Raw genomic sequence first — 21,027 nt, 5'->3', positions numbered from 1 at the left:
GCACGAGCAGATCTGGGTGGTATAGGACTCATTGACTTCTTCAAACAATACGCTTGCGTTCTCGCATTTATACTTGAGCATTGTTTTGAGTGCTGAAAATCCTGTATCCAGGACCGACTTCGCCATCTTGGTTTTCACCAGTTTTTTCGCACTCAGATCGCCTACAACAATTAGTGCATTTTTCTTTATAAGCATCGTACTTGCTTTGTGCAAATGGTCTTTACGACAGTCTGCAATCTTGGCGTGTAATGCACGGACACGTTTTCTATTTTTAGCTCGTTGAGCAATCCCTAATTTCTGTTCATATTGACGGTAGAACTTGGGATTTGAAATTATCGTACCATCCGAACAAGTGGCTATATCCTTTAAGCCCAGATCAATCCCAATCAAATTAGTCGCAGTCGATTTCTCAATTTTAGGGCTATTCACAACTAAGCAGACATACCAACGGCCACGCGCATCCTCGACAAACGAACCAGTCTTGATAATGTAATTTGACAGTCCATAGCTATCCCATATTTTAAACTGATGCTTGCCATACTGGATATGGCCATCAGCATACTTGATTGCTACTTTCTTGAAGGGTATCCAACCTAGTGATCTTCTGGCTGATTTCTTATGACTGACCCGCCATTTTAGTTTGGTCTTCTTGAATCGCTTTCTGCGTATGACTAATTCTTCGGTAACAGCCTGAATGGTTTGACTATGTAACCCACAAAGCCTAGATGTACCTTTCGTATATTCAGCAATATCGTAAGCACTGAGAAATTCACCTTTTCTTTTAAGGTGTTTAAAGCTTAAATCATTGACATAATTCCAGACGAAATTCACTTCAGATGCTAATTGCTCTAATATCTTAGAATGTTTATCTTTAATGCGTAATTTAAGTGTTTTCATGCGATTATTTTATCAATGAAAATAACCAATAGAATATCCAAAGTTAAAAATGTTAACTTGAAACGACATTTCATGTCGTATGGCTTAGGTCACTCATTTATATCCCTGCCTTGAAAACGAGATTTTACTTTTGATTTGATAAATTACTCGCCATTTGCCCCTGACTTGTTTTACTATCAGGATTAGAGCGCTTTCTTAGAAAGATAAAACAGGTCCAAATGGAGTTATGCGATGAAAGGCAATCGTGATGTGATTAATCAGCTCAATCAGGTGTTGTATCACCACCTAACTGCGATTAACCAGTATTTCCTGCATTCGCGCATGTTTAATGACTGGGGCATTGAGAAACTGGGCTCGGCAGAATATAAAGAATCCATTGTTCAGATGAAGCATGCCGACAAGATCATTGAACGGATTTTATTTTTAGAAGGTCTGCCAAATCTGCAACATCTGGGCAAACTGTATATCGGCCAGCACACTCAAGAAGTGCTGCATTGTGATGTGCGCAAAGTCAAAGAAAATATCGAAACCATTCAGAAAGCTGTGGCACTGGCTGAAACGGAAATGGATTATGTGACCCGCGATCTGCTACAGGAAATTCTGGAAAAAGAAGAAAACTATCTGGACTGGACAACCACGCAAATCGACCTGATTGAAAGTGTGGCTATCGAAAACTATATTCAAAGTCAGCTCTAAGATTCGATTCACAATAAAAAAAAGCCAGCATCTGCTGGCTTTTTTTGTACTTATTGGCGTGGCATATCCCGCGTTAATTCCTCATAACTCATTTCAGTTTTCTGGATAGCCTTTAGGCGTTGCAGCTGGTGCTTAGCCTCAGTCTTGTAACCATTAAATGCTAAGAGTTTGGCATATTTGATCAGGTTATATTTAGTCGCATAACTGAAGACCATTTGTTCACCTTCCTGAATCTGTTCAGCAGCCACTTTGCTATAAGGATTCAGACGAATCCAGGCAATGCGATGATTAAACTCGGTCAGCAGATAAATCGGTTTTTCATTGGTGATTTTTTCCGGCTGCTTTTCATAACGAATACTTTGTCCGAGTTTTGGTACAGCAACATCATAATCCCGGTAAATCACGAGCAATAAGATTAATCCAAGGCTAAAAGTCAGTTTCATCCATATCGAAGACAAGGTAATCGTTTTAATTTTTAGATTTTGTGCCAAGACCGTCCCCAGAATAAAACCCACTGGCAACAGAAAATAGGCATAGTGCTGTGGAAACTCAAACATGGCATGCGTCACAAATGCCCCAATCATCAAGATCCCAATGACAGACTCTGGGGTATTGACCCAGCGTTGCAGCTGATAACCCAAATAACCAAAGTAGGCCAAGAAAGGCAGACCGATGAGCAGTCCATTCCAGAGTAAAAAATCCAGAATAAAATTATGTGCGCTACGAATCCAGACCGGACCTTGTACTGTATCGCTGATCGAGACAAAAGCCACACTGGTCTGATACCAGCCATAGCCAAACCATGGCTGTGCCTGAATGGCAGCCAGCATCTGCTGCCAGATCGCGAGGCGTGACATATCTCCGGTGGCACGCACTACCACATCCCTGCTTTGTATGACGTCCGTATCCATTGCCTGTGCAGCCAACTGACTGAGTAATGGAAAAGTCACAATAGAGGAAATAAAGAAGATCAACCAAGTGATGCTGTAATACCATTTCAGGCGAATGATGCCTTTATATTGATAGAACGCCAGATACAGTATGATCGCAATCGCAGCGACCCACGCGGTACGTGACTGACTTAAAGCCACTCCCATGACAATCACTGTAGCGCAGGCAAATAACCATTTGGTCTGGATTTTTTTCTTTTCATATAAGTAAAGGCAGCTCATCAAAGCCATGACCAAGAAAGTCGCCATATTATTAGGCTGGGCAAAGTTGGCATAAGGCCGCTGTGTACCACTGATATTCACCATGCCTGGCAGTACAGAATCCAGATTAGCCCACTGACACAGCGCAATTAAACCCGTAATTGTCCCTGAAGCCAAAAATACATAACTCAGATTAGTAAAGGTTTCTTCCCGGTTATAGTTTCCTGTTGAAAGGTGATAACCCAACACACTTGCCAGCCAAAAGCTAAACACGAAAATAAAGCCCATCATGGCGATGCTAAAGAAAAACACCTGCCCTGCCAGAAAATGGATCAACGGCACACCAGCGAGGAGCAATAGCGGCAGATTAAGTGCTGGAATTCTTACTTTTTCTTTTAAGCAGATTACAGCGAGCGCAAATAATGCAAAGAAGGCATATAGCTCCCCCGTATAAGTCACCCAAGGACGATAATGCACGGGCATGAGCCATGCAAGAGAGATCAGGATTGCTGCGATAAGGGCAAGCGTGAATTTCATGGAAATATCAGGCAGTAGAAGTTTGGCACATGATAAACAAAAAAGCAGATTAAAGCTTAATCTGCTTTTTTAGATTTTCTCGTAAAGACTAATCCCAAGGACGAAGGTCGACAGTTTTAATGATTTCTGCAGTATCTTTATTAATTAAGACGACCATATCGACAGCATTGGCTTTTAAAGACAACCAAGCATCTGCATCGGAATATTTTGCTAAAGTTTTTTCAATTTCTGTTTTTGAGTTGTACTGTTCCAATTCTTTAAGTGGCAATACACGTTATTGAATTTGGGTTTTGGCTTGAGTCAGCTCTATATAGCGTTCTGGACGTTGTGCAATGGAAATCCCATTAAAAACTTCTGCAAACATTTCTTCACTGCGTTGCTGAGTATCTTTAGAAAAATCAGTTGCTACATATTGAGGTTTTAACCAAGAGGATTGTTGAAATTGTGGTTGAATATTTTTGAAATCCCCCTGAATGATTTCATTTTTTCGAACCAGTTCAATGCGATCAACATTATAAACCAACCATGCAGGACGACCCTGTTCAATACTATAGATACCATAACAGAGAGCAGATAGTTGAATAATAATAATCACCATTAAATCGAATTTTAGTGATTTTTTTCCTTCTTTATAAACCAATAAGCTCAACAATGGACCAATGATAACATCAATGGTGAGCATCATCAGGAAAATATGAGTTACACCAACAGCTTTAGCTAGTGGTAATGGATACCAAACAAAAAAAACCAACCCCATTACAGCAAACACTATTAATATTGAAATACTAAAATGACAAAGAAAAAATTTAAGGCGTTTAGACATTTTTATATTTATACAATCCTAATTATATTTATAAGATCCTAAAAAAATAAATTAAAAAGAGTGCTAACGCACTCTTTTTAATTTATTTTTTAGGCTTTGTTGCACAAAGATTTAAAAACTAGAGTTCCCCTAAGCTACTCAAATTTAAGAGACAACTTGGGTATGAGGTCGGCCTAATTCAGTGAATTTATTGAGGACTGCCACACGTGCATGAATCTCATTGACTTGGCTTTGAAAGCTCCTTGCACTCAGTTTATCGCCCAATAATTTAATGCAATGCATCTTGGTTTCTACCAAGCTTCGGCGATGATACCCAGACCACTTTTTCCAAATGACTCTTCCTAGGCGTTTGACCGTTTTCAATAATTCATTCCTCTCTATAGATCTCGCTTGCTTGTCTTTCCAAGGCTTTGCATTTTTTCTTGACGGAATCACCGCATGCGCTTGCCGATCTGCAATGACCTGACGGCATTGCTTGGTGTCATAAGCTCCATCGGTATAAACAGAGTCAATCCGCTCATCTTGTGGAATCTGATTAAGTAAATCACCAAGCACCTGTGAATCATTGACATTATTGGTTGTAAGCTGAACTGCTCGTATTTGCAGGGTTTTGGCATCTATACCAATATGTAGTTTACGCCATTGGCGACGATATTCAGGTCCATGTTTCTTGCGCTTCCATTCGACCTCACCTAGAAACTTCATGCCTGTAGAGTCCATAAGTAGATGCAGCCCATCTCTACTTTTTTGGTAGCTGATTACAATATCAATATGCTTTTGTCTTCTACATATGGTCGAATAATCTGGGGCCGTCCCATTTAAGCCAGAGAGTTTAATCAGACTTTGCACAAAGCCAGTAACCATACGTAAAGACAGACGGAATAAGGATTTAATCATTAAGCAGCATTGGATGGCTGCGTCGGAGTAGGTTTGATTTCGCCCTTGTTTGCCTTTTGATGGCGCATACCATTGCGTAGCAGGATCAAACCAAATGGCAATATTTCCGCGACTCATGAGTGCTCGGTTATATGCGGGCCAATTGGTTGTGCGGTAGATTTTGTGTGTAGGCTTCTTCATTTGAAAATTATATCGCTGAAAAACCCTTTACAGATAGGTTTGTGCAACAAAGCCTGTCCATATTGACTTACTTATGGATTGTTCATTTTATATGGACACTTATGGAGTATCAATAAGGGTAAAACCCTTTTGTACTGTATTCATAACATTCTCCACAAATGTTTTTGTTTATTTATAAGCTTAAAAGAAAAAGCTCATTTAGCTTATTTTATATTTAGCACTAAGTGTGCCAAGTTTTATTATAATAATTTTGGCAGAAAAAACAGTAGTTTAAAAAAATATTTTTATTTTTGTAAGTATTATGTTTTCTTTTGTGTAACTAACTGACAATTTTTGTCAATTAGTTAACTAAAATCACCCCAGAATGATTGGTTTATTCCCTAATTCATTTTCTAAATCATCTATTTTACGATCATAGTACTGGTCTAAAACTTTTCCAATCAGTTTCACTCCTTCGATCACCCCTTCTTTAAACTGCTGCTGGACTAAATGCTGAATAATATTTTGGCAGATTTCATCCCAGACTTGCTGGGTCGTTGCATTTTTAATTCCACGATCAATCACAATTTCAACCTTGTGCTCGCAGAGGTTCAAATAGAGCAGTACACCACTATTATATTCGGTATCCCAAACGCCAATTTCAGCAAACAACTGGCGAGCTCGACAAAGCGTATCCTGATAATAGGCAGATCGTGAAGGTAGACAGCCTTCAATCACCACCTGAATCTCCCCCACATGCCCATGCTCAGCTTCTTCCACCGCCACTGCAATCGCATGCTGATCCTGCTTGGAGAAAAAACGCTTGGTTGCCGGCATATAAAAGAAATGCTTGAGCCAACGCTTAAAGCTCGGCTGTGCATGTTCTTCCAGCTTTGGCTGCGTGACAATTTCTGTCGTGTCTGTCGTTGTTACCATGAGCCTGATGCTCCTCCCCCACCAAATCCACCACCGCCACCGCCGAAGCCGCCGCCCCCAAAACCACCACGACCACTACCGCCGCGGCCACCACCTGCCATAAAGGCGTGTAAAATCAGTTGCGCAAGTGAGGTGACCAGTAAAAAGAATACCCCTGCACCAATCATTAAGCTGGCGATTAAACCCATGCCATTGACCAGACCGGCAGCTGTGCCTGCAACTGCGGCAGTTGCAGCACTGAGTTTTCTGCCAAAAATCAATGAGGCAATCACACCAGCCACAATAATAAACAGCACACTACTGAACGTCGCCTTACTGGCTTTTTGTGCCTGATAAGCCTGTTCCTGACGTTCTTTAAGCTCATCGGCCGCCTGTGCGGCAAGTTCAGGCTCCAGATTTAAAATCCGTTCAATTTCAGTCAGACCTGCAGCAATCCCTTGCGCATATTGGCCCTGTTTAAAGTACGGTGTGATCTTGTCATTGATAATCCGGCCTGCCACGATATCGGGCAGTACACCTTCCAGACCATAACCGGTCAGGATCTGAATACGGCGATCATTGATGGCAATAGTCATCAATAAACCATTATCGCGTTTAGCTGAACCCAGCTGCCAGGCTTCAGCAACGCGCATGGAGTAATCAAAAATATCTTCCTGCCCCGTAGTCGGAACAATGACTACACCTATTTGCCCTTTGCCTTCATTATAAAGTTTCAAAATACGCTGACTGAGTTGCTGTTTTTCAGTGGGACTAAGTAAATTTGCCTGATCAATGACCGGTTCATTCAGGCTTGGCAAGTCGCGCCGAAACTGCCCTTCCGCCATGTCATTGGCAATTTGTGGCTGTGATGCTGCTGCAGTTTCTGTATTTTGAGTTTGAGTTTGAGTATTTTGATTCGTTTTAGGCTGCAAAATTTCACGCGCTACGATGACCTCTTCAGTATCTGTAGCTGTGGCTGTTTCTGCTGAAACAAGCGTGGTTATTCCCATGCCCAGCATGAGAAGCAAACCAGCACAGTATTTCAGCAGCATCTCGGACATCTGATCTCTCGCTTATCTACAAATCTTACTTATTCAAAGGAAACCGTTGGCGCTTTCTGGGCACTTTGCTCGGCACTAAAGTTCTGTTTGGTATCCATGCCAATCACTTTGGCTGTCATGACTTGCGGGAACTGACGCGCATAAGAGTTGAAGTCCTGTACTGTCGTAATATACCGGTTACGTGCCACAGCAATCCGGTTTTCAGTGCCTTCTAACTGTACCTGTAGATCACGGAACTGTTGATTCGCTTTCAAATCTGGATAATTTTCACTCACAGCCAACAGACGAGACAAGGCGCTGGTCATCTGGGCCTGTGCTTCCTGATAACGCTGGAATAATTCAGGATCTTCCAGCACTTCACGATCTACTTTTAAACCGGCAACATTGGCACGTGCTTGTGTTACTTCCGTTAAAACCTGCTCTTCATGCGAGGCATAGCCTTTGACTACATTGACCAGATTAGGTACCAGATCGGCACGGCGCTGATACTGGTTTTGTACTTCCGACCAGGCGGCAGTGACTGCTTCATCTTTGACTTGTAAGGTATTATAACCACAACCACTCAGGGTCAAGGTACTGGCCAGCATCAAGGCGATAAGAGATTGTTTGAATACACGCATGATATCTTGTCCTCAATTCTTTATTAAAATTTATATAATTAATTTGATTTTAAACAGTATTTTCTAAAGTTTTGTTACTTTTTATAATCTTTTTTAATGGCCTCTCTTTAAGTTAGACAATATCCAAAAATAAAAACCCGCCGTAGCGGGTTGTTTGAATGATTTCAGTGAATTTTCAACTGTTAAACATCTAGATAATCCAGAATCCCTTCAGCTGCCTGACGGCCTTCCCAGATTGCAGTTACCACCAGATCAGAACCACGAACCATGTCACCACCAGCGAAGATTTTCGGATTTGAGGTCTGGAATTTGTATTGCTGCTGTTCAGCAGCAAGCACACGACCTGAACCATCCAGATTGATTTCTACATCGGTGAACCAGTCAGCTGGGCTGGTACGGAAACCGAAAGCAAGCAGGACTGCATCCGCTGGAAGAGTTTCTTCTGAGCCCGGAATCGGCTCTGGACTACGGCGACCGCGGCTGTCCGGCTCACCCGGCTGAGTAGTAATAAATTTCACACCGGTCACTTTACCATTTTCACCGACAATTTCGATCGGCTGACGGTTAAACTGGAAATTCACCCCTTCTTCACGTGCATTTTGTACTTCACGGCGTGAACCCGGCATGTTTTCTTCATCACGACGGTAAGCACAGACCACGGATTCAGCACCTTGACGGATCGAAGTACGGTTACAGTCCATCGCAGTATCACCACCGCCTAAAACGATGACTTTCTTACCCTCAACGCTGATGTATTCAGCTGGGTCTTTTTCCCAGCCCTGACAACGATTGACATTGGCGATCAGGAAATCTAGTGCATCATACACACCATCCAGTTCTTCACCGGCAAAACCACCTTTCATATAGGTATAGGTTCCCATGCCCATAAACACAGCATCGTAGTCCGCGAGCAATTGATCAATAGTCACATCTGTGCCAATTTCAGTATTCAGACGGAATTCCACCCCCATACCCGTGAAAATTTCACGGCGGCGTTTCATTACGTCTTTTTCCATTTTGAATTCTGGAATACCAAAAGTCAGCAAACCACCGATTTCCGGACGCTTGTCAAAGACTACAGGTTTTACCCCGTTACGCACTAGAATATCTGCACAGCCAAGTCCTGCAGGACCTGCCCCGATAATCGCGACTTTCTTATTGGTCCATTGCACATTGGACATATCTGGACGCCAGCCCAATGCAAAGGCGGTATCGTTGATATATTTTTCTGCATTCCCGATCGTCACTGCACCGAAACCGTCGTTCAGGGTACACGCCCCTTCACACAGGCGGTCTTGTGGACAGACACGGCCACAGACTTCTGGCAAGGTATTGGTCTGATGACACAGTTCAGCCGCCTGAAACAGACGTCCTTCAGACACCAGTTTCAACCAGTTTGGAATGTAGTTATGTACCGGACATTTCCACTCACAGTACGGGTTACCACAGCCTAGGCAGCGATGCGTCTGATTGGCTGCAATTTCCGCTGTATAAGGCTTATAAATTTCCACAAATTCTGCTTTGCGGACATCAATCTCTTTTTTCTCTGGATCTTGGCGTGCGACATCCAGGAATTGAAAGTCATTATTCAGGCGTTCTGCCATGTCTCTCTCCGTGGGTAGATGTAAGGAGTTCACAGTTGCCTTACATCTGCCTATGTTTCTGCAGTAGTGGAATTATTGTGGATCAGCTTGAGTTGTTTTTAACAGCGTTTGCAAGTTAGCTGCTTTTGGTTTTACCAACCAGAACTTGCGGCTGTAAAAGTCAAACTCATGGCGGATCTTGTACGCCCAAGCACTACCCGTTTCTTTAATATGTTCATCCAGAATACGACCCAGGAAGGCTTTATGCTCTTCCATCGCTTCGGTGGAAATACGGTTCAGCTCAATCAGCTCGTGGTTATAATGATCAACGAAGTCATTATCCAGATCAAGTACATAAGCAAAACCACCAGTCATACCCGCACCGAAGTTATGCCCAACTTTACCCAGCACCGTAACAATACCGCCGGTCATATATTCACAGCAGTGATCACCTGCACCTTCAATCACGGCAAATGCACCCGAGTTACGCACCGCGAAACGCTCGCCCGCTGTACCCGCTGCATATAACTTACCGCCAGTCGCCCCGTACAAACATGTATTCCCAATAATCGCGGTATTTTGCGTCTGGAATGGCGAACCTTTTGGCGGGAAAATCGAGATACGACCACCGGCCATACCTTTACCAACATAGTCATTGGCATCACCTTCAAGGCTGATGTGCAGACCACCGGCATTCCAGACACCCAGTGACTGGCCTGCGGTACCATTCAGGTGAACTTTCACCGGATGGGCCTCCATGCTCAAGTTGCCATAACGTTTCGCAATTTCACCAGACAAGCGTGCGCCAATCGAACGGTCACAGTTACCGATCGTGAAGCTATATTCACCGCCAGTTCCTGCTTCAATCGCAGGTAGAATCTCATCCACCATTTTCTCTGCCAGAATCCCTTTATCGAATGGTGCATTGCCCTGTACTTCGCAGTACTGTGCTTTACCTTCTGCAGCAGGATGCGACTCTAGCAATTTACTTAAATCAAGATGTGCATGCTTTGCAGTTTCACCTGGAAGCACTTCAAGCAGATCCGTACGACCGATCAGGTCTTTCAGACTCGATACACCCAGTGCTGCCAGCCATTCACGGGTTTCTTCAGCAATAAAGGTGAAGAAGTTAATCAGCATTTGTGGCTCGCCAATATAATGCTCTTGACGCAAATGATCTTGTTGAGTCGCGACACCGGTTGCACAGTTATTTAGGTGACAGATACGCAGGTATTTACAACCTAATGCGATCATCGGAGTCGAACCAAAACCGAAGCTTTCAGCACCGAGAATTGCTGCTTTTACGACATCCAGACCGGTTTTTAAACCGCCATCTGTCTGTACGCGAACTTTACCACGCAGGTCATTAACACGAAGGGCTTGATGCGCCTCAGAAAGACCCAGTTCCCATGGCGAACCTGCATGATGAATTGAAGAAAGTGGAGAAGCCGCTGTACCACCATCATAACCAGAAATGGTAATGAAATCGGCATATGCTTTCGCTACACCTGCCGCAATCGTACCGACACCCGGTTCAGAAACCAGCTTAACTGACACCATCGCCTGTGGGTTAACCTGTTTTAAATCAAAGATCAACTGTGATAAATCTTCAATTGAATAGATGTCATGATGCGGAGGTGGCGAAATCAACGTTACACCTGGTACAGAGTAACGTAAACGGGCAATAAGACCGTTTACCTTACCACCCGGCAACTGACCACCTTCACCTGGTTTTGCACCTTGCGCGACTTTAATTTGAAGGACTTCTGCAGACGTTAAGTAAGCAGGGGTCACACCAAAACGGCCCGATGCAATTTGTTTGATTTTCGAGTTACGGATGGTGCCGTAACGCGCTGGATCTTCACCGCCCTCACCTGAGTTCGAGCGACCACCAATCGTGTTCATGGCAATCGCAATCGCTTCATGTGCTTCAGGCGACAGTGCACCCAAAGACATGCCGGCAGAGTCAAAGCGAGGCAGGATTTCTTCAACCGATTCCACTTGTTCGACTGGAATCGAATTATCTGTTTTCAGTTTGAACAGGTCACGAATCGTCGCAATTGGACGCTTGTTCACCAGTTCTGCATATTCTTTAAAGTCTGCGTAGTTCCCAGAACGTACGGCTTTATGCAGCGAGTTTATTACATCCGGGTTAAAGGCATGATATTCCTTGCCAAAGACAAACTTCAGCAAACCACCCTGATCAATTGGCTTACGGTTTTTCCAGGCAATATCCGCCAACTGTTTCTGATCATTTTCAAGATCGACAAAAGTGGCACCCTGAATACGGCTTGGTACACCGATGAAGCATTTGTCCACCACTTCCTTGGATAAACCCACTGCTTCAAACAACTGACCACCACGGTAAGAGGCAACCGTAGAAATACCCATTTTCGAAAGAACTTTCAGCAGACCTTTCTCAATCCCCTTACGGAAATTGTTTTGTGCATAGATTGGGTCACCCAATAACTCGCCTTTGGCGACCAGATCATTGATCACGTCATAAGCCAGATATGGGTAGATGGCTGTTGCACCAAAGCCAAGGAGTACCGCAAATTGGTGTGGATCACGGGCAAAACCGGTTTCAATGATCAGGTTGGCATCGGTACGCAGACCTGTATTAATCAGGTGATGATGCACCGCACCAGTGATCATGAAGGCATTGGCAGGCAAGTAACCTTCACGGATTTTCTTATCTGAAAGCACCAGTAAGGTTTTACCATCACGAATGGCTTGCGCAGACTCTTCACAAATACGCGCAATTGCCGCTTGCAGACCTTCGGTTTCAGCATAGTTCAGGTCGATATCTGCAATTTCATAACCGGCACGACCCAGCGTACGGATCTGATGCATTTTCGAATTAGAAAGTACAGGACTGGAAATGATCAAGCGGTCTGCATGCTCAGGCCCTTGTTCAAAGACGTTTTGTTCACGACCTAAACAGGTTTCCAGTGACATCACAATCGATTCACGTAACGGATCGATCGGCGGATTGGTCACCTGTGCAAACTGCTGGCGGAAATAATCCGACACATGGCGCACCTGACGAGACAATACCGCCATTGGCGTATCATCGCCCATCGAGCCGACAGCTTCCTGACCGCTTTCAGCAATCGGACGCAACAACTGGTCACGCTCTTCAAAGGTCACCATGAACATTTTTTGTGCCGCTTTCAGGCCATCGCCTTTTAAGCCTTGATCACATAAATATTCTTCCAGCTCTGGACTGCCTTGCAAACGTACAGAATTTTCACGTAACCATTCACGGTATGGACGCATACGTTTCAGATGATTATTGACATCTTGCGTATCCAGTACCTTGCCGGTTTGCGTATCAATGACCAGCATTTGGCCGGGGCCGACACGACCTTTAGAAATCACATCTTCAGGTTGATAACCCCACACGCCAATTTCAGAAGCCAGCGTGATATAACCATTTTTGGTGATGACCCAACGCGCAGGACGCAGACCATTACGATCCAGCATACAGATCGCATGACGCCCATCCTGAATCACCAAACCTGCAGGACCATCCCAGGCTTCCATATGTTTTGAGTTGAATTCATAGAAAGCTCGAAGATCAGCATCAAGTGTTTCCACGTTCTGCCAAGCAGGTGGAACCAGCATACGGAGTGCACGGAACAGATCCATGCCGCCACCCACCAGAATCTCCAGCATGTTGTCCAGGCTTGAAGAATCCGAACCGGTACGGTTCACAATTGGATTCAGTTCAGTTAAACCCGGCAATAACGGATTTTCAAATTTTGGTACACGTGCCATGGCCCAGTTACGGTTCGCAGTAATGGTATTGATTTCACCATTGTGCGCGAGGTAACGGAACGGCTGTGCCAAAGGCCAGCGTGGTAAGGTATTGGTCGAGAAGCGCTGATGGAAGACCACAATATGCGATTCCAAACGTGGATCAGCCAGATCTGTATAAAAATCTGCAATCGCTTCCGGCATCATCAAGCCTTTATAGCTGATGACCGTTGAACATAAAGTAGTAACATAGAAAGAAGCATCATTGCTTAACAGTTGCTCTGCACGACGGCGTGCCAGGAATAACTTACGGTTAAATTCAACCTCAGTCACACCCATTGGACAGTTAACAATAATCTGTTCAAATGCCGGCATCGATTGCAATGCAATTTCACCCAGTGCATCAACATTGGTCGGAATTACACGCCAAGCCAGAACGATTAAACCTTCAGCTTCAATCTCTTTGTTTAAAACCTGTTTGGCATGAGCAGCAAGCGCAGGATCAAGATTTAGGAATACTGAACCTACAGCAAAGACTTCACTTAAGGTGGTATCACTTAAGCGTTTTGCTTCTTCACGGAAGAATTTTTTTGGCATTGCCAAGAGCAAACCACAACCATCTCCAGTCTTGCCATCTGCGGCAATACCACCACGGTGGGTCATGCAACTCAAACTATGAATCGCGGTCTTGACGAGATCATGGCTTGCATCACCCTGCATATGGGCGATCAAACCGAAACCACAGTTATCTTTAAACTCATCCGGTTGGTATAAACCTTGAGCGGGAGCTACATTGTTAGGCGATGGCATGTGCATAGCGTACCCTTCTTTCACGAAGCCTCAACAGGCTATTAAACAATCTAAATTTTTCTCTGCGCTGGCGTCTAATGGACTTTCGAAGACCGTCTTGGTAGAGCAAAAGCATTTTTCTTTATTTCTTCAGACTAGTCCTTTTTTAGACTAAATGCATAACAAATAAAGTTTATTCTGCTCATGAATAACATAAAAATCTGGAATAAATATGACATTCATAAGGTGTCATCGAATCATTTTTCGCGCTAAAACAGGGAGATTAATTCAATTCATGCACCAATAAAGCAAATTCCATGCCAACAAACAGCGCATAAATTAAAACAATACAAATGACAAAGATTTAGCGCAGAACAGCACTCTAAGGGTTATTTTTAATGTGCATTTTTTGCACCAAAAGCGCTCATTTTTAATTCTGTAATTTTTTGGATGCGCTATTTTAGACCGAACTAATTAAATGGATCATTAATCTCGTTATTTTGAGGACGCGGATTACTGCCCTGAGCAGGTCGATTATTGTTATTTTGCGGTTGAGGTGTACCTTCTACAGCACTTTCAGATTTCTGTACATCAACTACATTTCCCGATGAATCACGGCGCACAATTGTGGTACTTGTAGTCGCAGCATCAGAGCTACGCGGCTTGGACTCAGTTTGAGTTTGCTGCTGTCTAAGTCGCACCGATTCATCTACTTTCGGCAAAGGTACGTTTTTCAAACGAATTTCGTAAAGCTTTTGATTACTGGCCAATTCCTCTGAACCCAGATTATTGACCAGACTGGCATATTGCTGCATTGCTACAACTTCAGGCTTGACTGAGGCCGGTAAATTTAACTTCAGTGTAGAGAGTGCCTGATTGGCTTGTGCCGCCGTCTTATATTGACCATACAACAACACATATTGTTCTGGCTGATTTTCACCTGAGATTCTTAAATAAATAAAAGGTTTACGATCGGACTGTTTTTTAAGAAAACTTTTTAAAATGGCTTCATTGGTCACACGAAATAATTCAATGGCGTGCTGGTTTTTCGCTTCATTGACAAATTTGGTACCGCGAAATTCTGGCTCATGACTGGCATTCACGAGGGTACGCGTATTTAGATCCAGTGGTTTCACTTCCTGAAAAAGCGCACCAAGATGGGTCATTGTGGCTACTTTTTCCGGCTGAATCTGCAACTGAACTTCAGTTTCAGGCTTTTTTTCAATTTCGACGACGTCATCTGAATCAGTCACCGCCCAAAAGACCAAGGCAGCAAATAGGCAGCATACGCCACAGACCAGCCAGAAATAATGCTGAATCTTTTGCCAAGGAGTATGTAATGCTGCCATAAAACTAAACCTATGCCTGATTGGCTAAAATTGCCTGTTTCATTAACTCGAGATCAAAGTCCCGGGTAATCACTGCTTCGCCTAACTGCTTTAATAACACCAGACGCAATTGTCCATTTAAGACTTTTTTATCATGGGCCATATAGGCCAGAAAATCATCCAGAGGGATTTTAGGACAAACCACAGGAAGTTTGGCACGAGAAATGATTTTTTTTGTACGTTCTAAATCCTCTTGAGAAATCCAGCCCATTCGCTGGGACAGATCCGCAGCCATTACCATACCGGTGGCAACAGCCTCGCCATGTAGCCAGACACCATACCCCATGTAGGATTCAATCGCATGACCAAAGGTATGACCCAGATTCAGCAGTGCACGTTCACCCTGCTCTTTCTCATCATTGGCTACGATCCGTGCTTTATGTGCACATGAGCGGTAAACGGCTTCAGCCAATAATTTCTCATCACGAGCAACCAGAGCATCCATATTCTCTTCAAGCCAGACTAAAAAATTTTCATCCCCGAGTAGGGCATATTTAATCACTTCAGCCAAACCTGCTGACAGCTCGCGGTCCGGTAAAGTAGCAAGCTGCGACATATCTGCCAATACCACTTGCGGTTGCTGGAAAGCACCAATCATGTTTTTACCGAGTGGATGATTGATCCCGGTTTTTCCACCCACACTTGAATCTACCTGCGACAGCAAGGTCGTCGGCACCTGAATAAAGTACACACCGCGCTGGAAACAGGCCGAAGCAAACCCAGCCATATCTCCAATCACACCCCCACCCAGCGCAAGCACAGTACAGTCCCGGTTAAACCCGGCTTCAAGCAGTGCATCAAAGATAAGATTCAGATGCTGGCTATCTTTGTATTTTTCACCATCAGGCAAAATACAGGTTGCAACACGCTTATCCAAAGCTTCAATTGCAGTTTGATAACGCTGCAAATAAAGTGGTGCAACCGTAGTATTACTTACAATCATCACTTGCTTGCCATGAATATAGGGTGCCAATAAGGCCTGTGGATCCAGATCGCTCCCGATAAAAATAGGGTAACGACGTTCTCCGAGTTCTACATATAAGGTTTGCATGCTTGATTAACCACTTTATTCAATGAGCTTAGTTTTTGGAAGTAATGAGATTGAGAATCCGCTGCGCCAGATCTCGTGCAGCACCCTGATTGGTCTCAATAATATGATGCGCCACTTCACGATACAAGGGATCACGAACTGCCAGTAAATCACGTAACTTTTGTTCCGGATTTTCGACTTGAAGGAGTGGACGGTTTTTATCGCGATAGGTACGTTGCAGTTGAATTTCAACCGGCGTATAGAGATAGACAACGATTCCGCGCTGTTTCAGATAGTCTCGGTTTAAAACCTGAGTAATTGCACCACCACCGGTGGCTAAAACCAGATGGGGACGTGAGGTAAGGTCATTAATCACAGCAGTTTCACGGTCACGAAAACCCTGTTCCCCTTCTTTTTCAAAAATCCAGGGAATGGTCGCACCTGTTTTACGTTCAATTTCATGATCACTGTCTAGAAATTCACGTCCTAACAATTCTGCGAGATGTCGTCCTACTGTTGTTTTACCGGCCCCCATCGGCCCTACCAAATAAATATTTGGTAGGGTTTCAAACTCTTTGCTTGGCAAGGAGTCACCTATTCGTTTTGTTAAATTCAAAATATATTAATGATTTCTTGAAACACTGTCATTAACAATTCGAGGTGTAACGAAAATCAGGAGCTCTGCTTGACTTGAGGTGCTTGAACTATTTTTAAAAAGATTACCTAAAACAGGCAAATCCCCTAAAAATGGTACTTTACTGGAATTCTTTACTCTAAGATCATCAAATATCCCTCCCAATACCACTGTTTCACCATCACTTACCAATACATTCGTTTGTAATTCATTGGTATTAATGGAAGGACCTTCAGGCGTAATTGTACCGATACTATCTTTTTCAATCTTGAGTTCCATCTGTACTTTACCATCTGGCGTAATACTTGGCGTTACTTCAAGTCTCAAGTTTGCTTCTTTAAAAGAAGTTGTTGTTCCTCCTTCTGCACTATATGTTTGATAGGGAATTTCTGTTCCGCGTAAAATATGAGCTTTTTGTTTATCACCTGTCATAATTTTAGGAGCAGATAAAATCTCACCCAATCCATCTGTTTGTAGTGCAGTTAACTGTAAATCCAACATATAGTCAGAAATTTTTAGCAATCCAAAACTAAATGTTCCTGCACTTGCAGTCCCTAAATCCACATTTAGATCTAGACTTGGAGAATAGTCTCCTCCCCACACATTAGAGCCATTAGATCCGCCACTTAGAGTTGGATTAATACGCTGTATACCTCAATTAATTCCCAAATCACGTGAAAAGTTGGTTTCAGCTGTAACAATACGGGCCTCAACCATGACCTGCTTCACTTGAACATCAAGTAAATTTACCATATTCTTAATTTTATCAATAAATTGCTGAGTATCATTAACAATTAAGGTATTAGTCCGAGCATCTATAGAAATAGATCCTCTTGAACTCAGCAAACTCTCTTTATCCCCATCACTAGAACTACCTGATGCTCCTTTATTTTGAGTAATCAGTTTTTCGATATCTGTAGCCTTAGCATAACTAAGCTGCAGATATTCAGTCTGAAGCGGAGCTAGCTTAATACTTTGCTTTAATGCTTTAGCCTCTTCCTCTTCTGCTTTAATCAATTCTGCTATCGGTGCAATCCACATTACATTGCCATTACGGCGTTTATCCAGATTTTTGGTTTTCAGCACAATATCCAGCGCCTGATCCCACGGTACTTCTTTTAAGCGCAAAGTAATATTACCTTGCACACTGTCCGCAGCCACCATATTGATATCGGTGAAATCGGCTAAGAGCTGTAATACACGGCGCACTTCGATATCCTGGAAATCTAAAGAAATCTTCTTACCGGTATAGGCAACGGTTTTAGGACGCAATGGACTCTTGGCTTCTGGTCGTTTCAAACTGATGGTCAGCTTGTTATCAGTCTGATAAGCCATATATTCATAACTTTCCGCAGACTGAATCGTAATCACGCCTGAACCATTTTGATTCACAGCATCCACACTCGATACCGGAGTCGCGAAATCAGTCACATTAAGACGGCGGGTCAAATGAGCCGGAATCTTGAAACCTAAAGTGCGTACAATAACTTTGGTACCCTGCTGCTGTACATCGACTGGTGTATTATTTCCTGCCAGATCGATGACGACTTGGCCTTCACCTTGGGCACCGCGCTGGAAACCAATGTTACTAATACCCTGAGCTGACTGTTGCTGCACAGGTTGAGCCATGGCAACAGGAGTTGCCGAGTTAATTTTAAGAATAAAGGTATTGCCTTCCACGCGAGTCGTAAAAGCGCCAGCCTCGGTCAAATTTACCGTCAAACGTGCCCGCTGAGCATCCGAAGTGACATCTACCAAACTGGCTTCACGTGTTGCCACCGGAATACTGCTTTGTTTTAAATTCTGTTGTGCCTTGTCAAAGTCCAGAATCAGACGTGACGGCGATTCTAATTGGTAGGCTTGTGGTTGTGGTGGCAAACCATTGAACATCACCCGAATCTCAGTTCCTTGTCCAGGAAGCTGCATGGGTACTACATTGGTCATTGAAACCTGCGCACTGGCCACTTGCATCACCGCAATCGCAACAGCACCCATTGAAAACTGACGAAACACACGATTCATTGTATTAACATCCCCAAAAATAAATTCTTTAATACTCTTATTCATTGTTATTCCTTTAAAACTTATGGCGCCGGCCCGATAAGAACCAGACTTCGCGGACGTTCCACATATCCCTCACGGCCATCTGGAATAATCTCAATCAAATCGATCTGTGTCGGTGTAATTCCAACCACACGACCATGATTAAGCCCCATATAGCTACCATGCTGGATCCGCTCAACTTCACCATCAGGCGTCTGGATTAAAGCCAGAATCTGCCCGGCCTGATTACGCATGCTGCCTTTCATGGTCAAAGTTTCCAGCGGATAACTTTCTAGCGGTTGCAGTTGACGTGATAGGTTTGGATAAACCCGTTTCCCCGCCATAATTTTCAGTTCAGCAGCCAAAGAACTTGGTAAAAAAGGACTTTTGATCTGATGTGCTGCATAGTTGAAGGTTTCAACTGGCATAAAATCAGGCGCAGGTTCAATCGGTAAAGGCGGCTGATTACGAATATTGGCCATTTCCTGATTGACTGCATCAATGCGTGAATCACATCCCAATAATAAAAACCCAAGCGTTAAAGCCGAAGTAATTTTAATGTTCTTCATTACTGCGCCCCCTGAGTAGTGCTGTTAGCTGCAGGCTGCGCTGCAGCACCTTCCGCATTACCGACATAACGATAAGTTTTGGCTTTCACCACATAATCAATGACCGGAATTTCAGATTTTTTCTCTTTGTTTTCAGCACCGGTAATGGTGAAATCATGCAGCGTAACAATACGTGACAAGCCGGCAATACTGCTCACAAAGGAACCAAAAGCGTGATAATCCCCAGTAGCTTCAATCGCAATTGGCTGTTCAATAAAGAACTCTTGTTTAATTTCAGGCTCTAGACGGATATTTTTAAACTTCAGGCCTGAATTCACACCGCTCAGGTTAATATCTTCAACCAGACCCGGAATTTCAGTTTCTTTCGGCAACTGTTCTAACTGCTGGTTAAAACGGGCTTCCATTTCCTGAAGCTGGATTTGATATTGTTGTAAATTGCGTAATTTGGATTCTTTTTCGCGAAATTCATTCAGCAGGTTTTGTTCTTGAGCACTGGCTTGTGAAATTGACTCAATCGTGCTTCTGATCATGACAAAGTAAATCACCGCAAATGCCAGTGCCGCAATAAAAATCCAGCAGGTAATTTTGACCGACAAAGGCCAGCTACCATAGTTATTTGGATCTAATGTATTGAATTGCTGAAAAAACTTTTCAACAGTCATTTTATTTTTGGGTACAGCGACGACATCTTGGCAGAACTCATCGAATTCTTCATTACTCATGATGATGCCCCCGTAGTTGTAGCGACTGCTTGTTGTTCTTCGTTAAGTACTGGCTGAGCGATCTGATCCAGATCCACAGTTACAGTTACAGTAAAACTGCCATAAGATTCTTCCACACGTGGAATAATCGAGCTCGGTGCCTTTTCTTTTGCTTCTTCAGCCACCAGGAAGGCATTCATAAAGGCATTCCGATACCAAGATGAAGCTTCCAGATTACGGAGCAGTTCTGCTACCGTATTTGAACTCTCAGCTCGACCTTCAATGGTAAACTTATCACCGATACGCTGGAATTTGGTGATATACATATTGCTTGGGGTCACCCGCACAATTTCATCAATCAGATGCACTGCAATCGGACGTTGGGTTTGTAGGCCCTGAATCAGTTTCATCCGTTCAACAATTGCATTACGCTGTTCTTGTAAACCTTCAAGCGCCTTTAACTGCACATCCAGATTCTGGTTGGTACTTTGAATCAGCTGATTGGCCTGTTCCTGATCCTGAAGCTTGTGATCATAATAAAACCAGGTAGAACCTGCTGCTGCTAATCCTAAGAACAGCGCCCCCACGCAGATTGCCACGAATTCATTATTTCTTTTAATTCTTAGCTCATCACGCCAAGGAAGTAAGTTAACCTGAGTTCGATGAAATCCACTTAACCTTTTAGCATATTTTGGAAAGTTGGCTTATTGGGGTTCAAACAATAAGCCACTACAGCAGCCATGATATTCACCATGAAGTTATTTACCGAACGATG

19 protein-coding genes are annotated in these 21,027 nt (G+C 43.5%); 1 reads left to right on the top strand and 18 read right to left on the bottom strand.

The window, feature by feature from the left end; translation table 11 throughout:
* A partial coding sequence (locus AC1P5O_RS13495; RefSeq protein WP_499006159.1) for an RNA-guided endonuclease InsQ/TnpB family protein occupies window positions 1–897 on the bottom strand: 897 nt, incomplete at its 3' end.
* A 231-nt stretch (window positions 898–1,128) separates the two neighbouring features.
* On the opposite strand from AC1P5O_RS13495, the gene bfr reads away from it, so the two are divergent.
* Window positions 1,129–1,593 (top strand): heteropolymeric bacterioferritin subunit Bfr, encoded by a 465-nt coding sequence (bfr, locus tag AC1P5O_RS13490; RefSeq protein ID WP_164543120.1) that lies wholly within the window; start codon window positions 1,129–1,131, stop codon window positions 1,591–1,593.
* Between the two features lie 50 nt (window positions 1,594–1,643).
* Here bfr and AC1P5O_RS13485 read toward each other — a convergent pair whose 3' ends face one another.
* The 17 genes from AC1P5O_RS13485 to AC1P5O_RS13405 form a co-directional block, all read right to left on the bottom strand.
* Complete coding sequence (locus AC1P5O_RS13485) at window positions 1,644–3,281, bottom strand: PglL family O-oligosaccharyltransferase (RefSeq protein WP_164543121.1); 1,638 nt, start codon at window positions 3,279–3,281, stop codon at window positions 1,644–1,646.
* A gap of 88 nt (window positions 3,282–3,369) precedes the next feature.
* Window positions 3,370–3,549, bottom strand: a complete 180-nt coding sequence (locus AC1P5O_RS13480) for a hypothetical protein (RefSeq protein ID WP_499006157.1) — start codon at window positions 3,547–3,549, stop codon at window positions 3,370–3,372.
* A 6-nt stretch (window positions 3,550–3,555) separates the two neighbouring features.
* Entirely contained in the window at window positions 3,556–4,104 is a 549-nt protein-coding gene (tfpZ, locus tag AC1P5O_RS13475; protein WP_499006155.1) for a TfpX/TfpZ family type IV pilin accessory protein, read from the bottom strand.
* 144 nt (window positions 4,105–4,248) lie between these two features.
* Window positions 4,249–5,181, bottom strand: coding sequence for an IS5 family transposase (locus AC1P5O_RS13470; RefSeq protein WP_336754717.1), 933 nt, complete (start codon window positions 5,179–5,181; stop codon window positions 4,249–4,251).
* Between the two features lie 354 nt (window positions 5,182–5,535).
* On the bottom strand, window positions 5,536–6,096 hold the full coding sequence (locus AC1P5O_RS13465; protein ID WP_164543265.1) for a TPM domain-containing protein: 561 nt from the start codon (window positions 6,094–6,096) through the stop codon (window positions 5,536–5,538).
* On the bottom strand, window positions 6,090–7,136 hold the full coding sequence (locus AC1P5O_RS13460; protein ID WP_499006153.1) for a TPM domain-containing protein: 1,047 nt from the start codon (window positions 7,134–7,136) through the stop codon (window positions 6,090–6,092). Before AC1P5O_RS13460 ends, AC1P5O_RS13465 begins: the two co-directional genes overlap by 7 nt.
* Before the next feature lie 29 nt (window positions 7,137–7,165).
* The gene (locus AC1P5O_RS13455; RefSeq protein WP_004732432.1) at window positions 7,166–7,756 is read right to left on the bottom strand and encodes a LemA family protein; all 591 of its coding nucleotides are present in this window, start codon (window positions 7,754–7,756) and stop codon (window positions 7,166–7,168) included.
* A gap of 182 nt (window positions 7,757–7,938) precedes the next feature.
* Window positions 7,939–9,360 carry a glutamate synthase subunit beta gene (locus AC1P5O_RS13450; protein WP_164543267.1) on the bottom strand — a complete coding sequence of 474 codons (1,422 nt, stop codon included), beginning with the start codon at window positions 9,358–9,360 and terminating at the stop codon, window positions 7,939–7,941.
* 72 nt (window positions 9,361–9,432) lie between these two features.
* A complete protein-coding gene (gene gltB, locus AC1P5O_RS13445; RefSeq protein ID WP_171064277.1) occupies window positions 9,433–13,908 on the bottom strand; it encodes a glutamate synthase large subunit in 4,476 nt (1,491 codons plus the stop codon).
* 449 nt (window positions 13,909–14,357) lie between these two features.
* On the bottom strand, window positions 14,358–15,236 hold the full coding sequence (locus AC1P5O_RS13440) for a hypothetical protein (RefSeq protein ID WP_164543268.1): 879 nt from the start codon (window positions 15,234–15,236) through the stop codon (window positions 14,358–14,360).
* 10 nt (window positions 15,237–15,246) lie between these two features.
* Window positions 15,247–16,326, bottom strand: coding sequence for a 3-dehydroquinate synthase (gene aroB / locus AC1P5O_RS13435; protein WP_164543269.1), 1,080 nt, complete (start codon window positions 16,324–16,326; stop codon window positions 15,247–15,249).
* Between the two features lie 28 nt (window positions 16,327–16,354).
* Window positions 16,355–16,891: a shikimate kinase AroK gene (gene aroK / locus AC1P5O_RS13430; RefSeq protein ID WP_004644955.1), complete on the bottom strand. Its 537-nt coding sequence runs from the start codon at window positions 16,889–16,891 to the stop codon at window positions 16,355–16,357.
* A gap of 36 nt (window positions 16,892–16,927) precedes the next feature.
* Window positions 16,928–17,542, bottom strand: a complete 615-nt coding sequence (locus AC1P5O_RS13425; RefSeq protein WP_410487243.1) for a secretin GspD/PilQ domain-containing protein — start codon at window positions 17,540–17,542, stop codon at window positions 16,928–16,930.
* A 51-nt stretch (window positions 17,543–17,593) separates the two neighbouring features.
* Window positions 17,594–18,961, bottom strand: a complete 1,368-nt coding sequence (locus AC1P5O_RS13420) for a type IV pilus secretin PilQ (protein WP_499006152.1) — start codon at window positions 18,959–18,961, stop codon at window positions 17,594–17,596.
* A 62-nt stretch (window positions 18,962–19,023) separates the two neighbouring features.
* Window positions 19,024–19,551, bottom strand: a complete 528-nt coding sequence (locus AC1P5O_RS13415) for a pilus assembly protein PilP (protein WP_155861573.1) — start codon at window positions 19,549–19,551, stop codon at window positions 19,024–19,026.
* Complete coding sequence (locus tag AC1P5O_RS13410; RefSeq protein WP_155861574.1) at window positions 19,551–20,273, bottom strand: type IV pilus inner membrane component PilO; 723 nt, start codon at window positions 20,271–20,273, stop codon at window positions 19,551–19,553. The genes AC1P5O_RS13415 and AC1P5O_RS13410 overlap by 1 nt, the downstream gene beginning before the upstream one ends.
* Window positions 20,270–20,851, bottom strand: coding sequence for a PilN domain-containing protein (locus tag AC1P5O_RS13405; RefSeq protein WP_499006151.1), 582 nt, complete (start codon window positions 20,849–20,851; stop codon window positions 20,270–20,272). Before AC1P5O_RS13405 ends, AC1P5O_RS13410 begins: the two co-directional genes overlap by 4 nt.
* Between the last annotated feature and the right edge of the window lie 176 nt (window positions 20,852–21,027).

This window comes from Prolinoborus fasciculus (assembly GCF_056724605.1).
The sequence above is the reverse complement of the archived record's forward strand: the minus strand, read 5'-3'. Positions and strand labels throughout refer to the sequence as shown.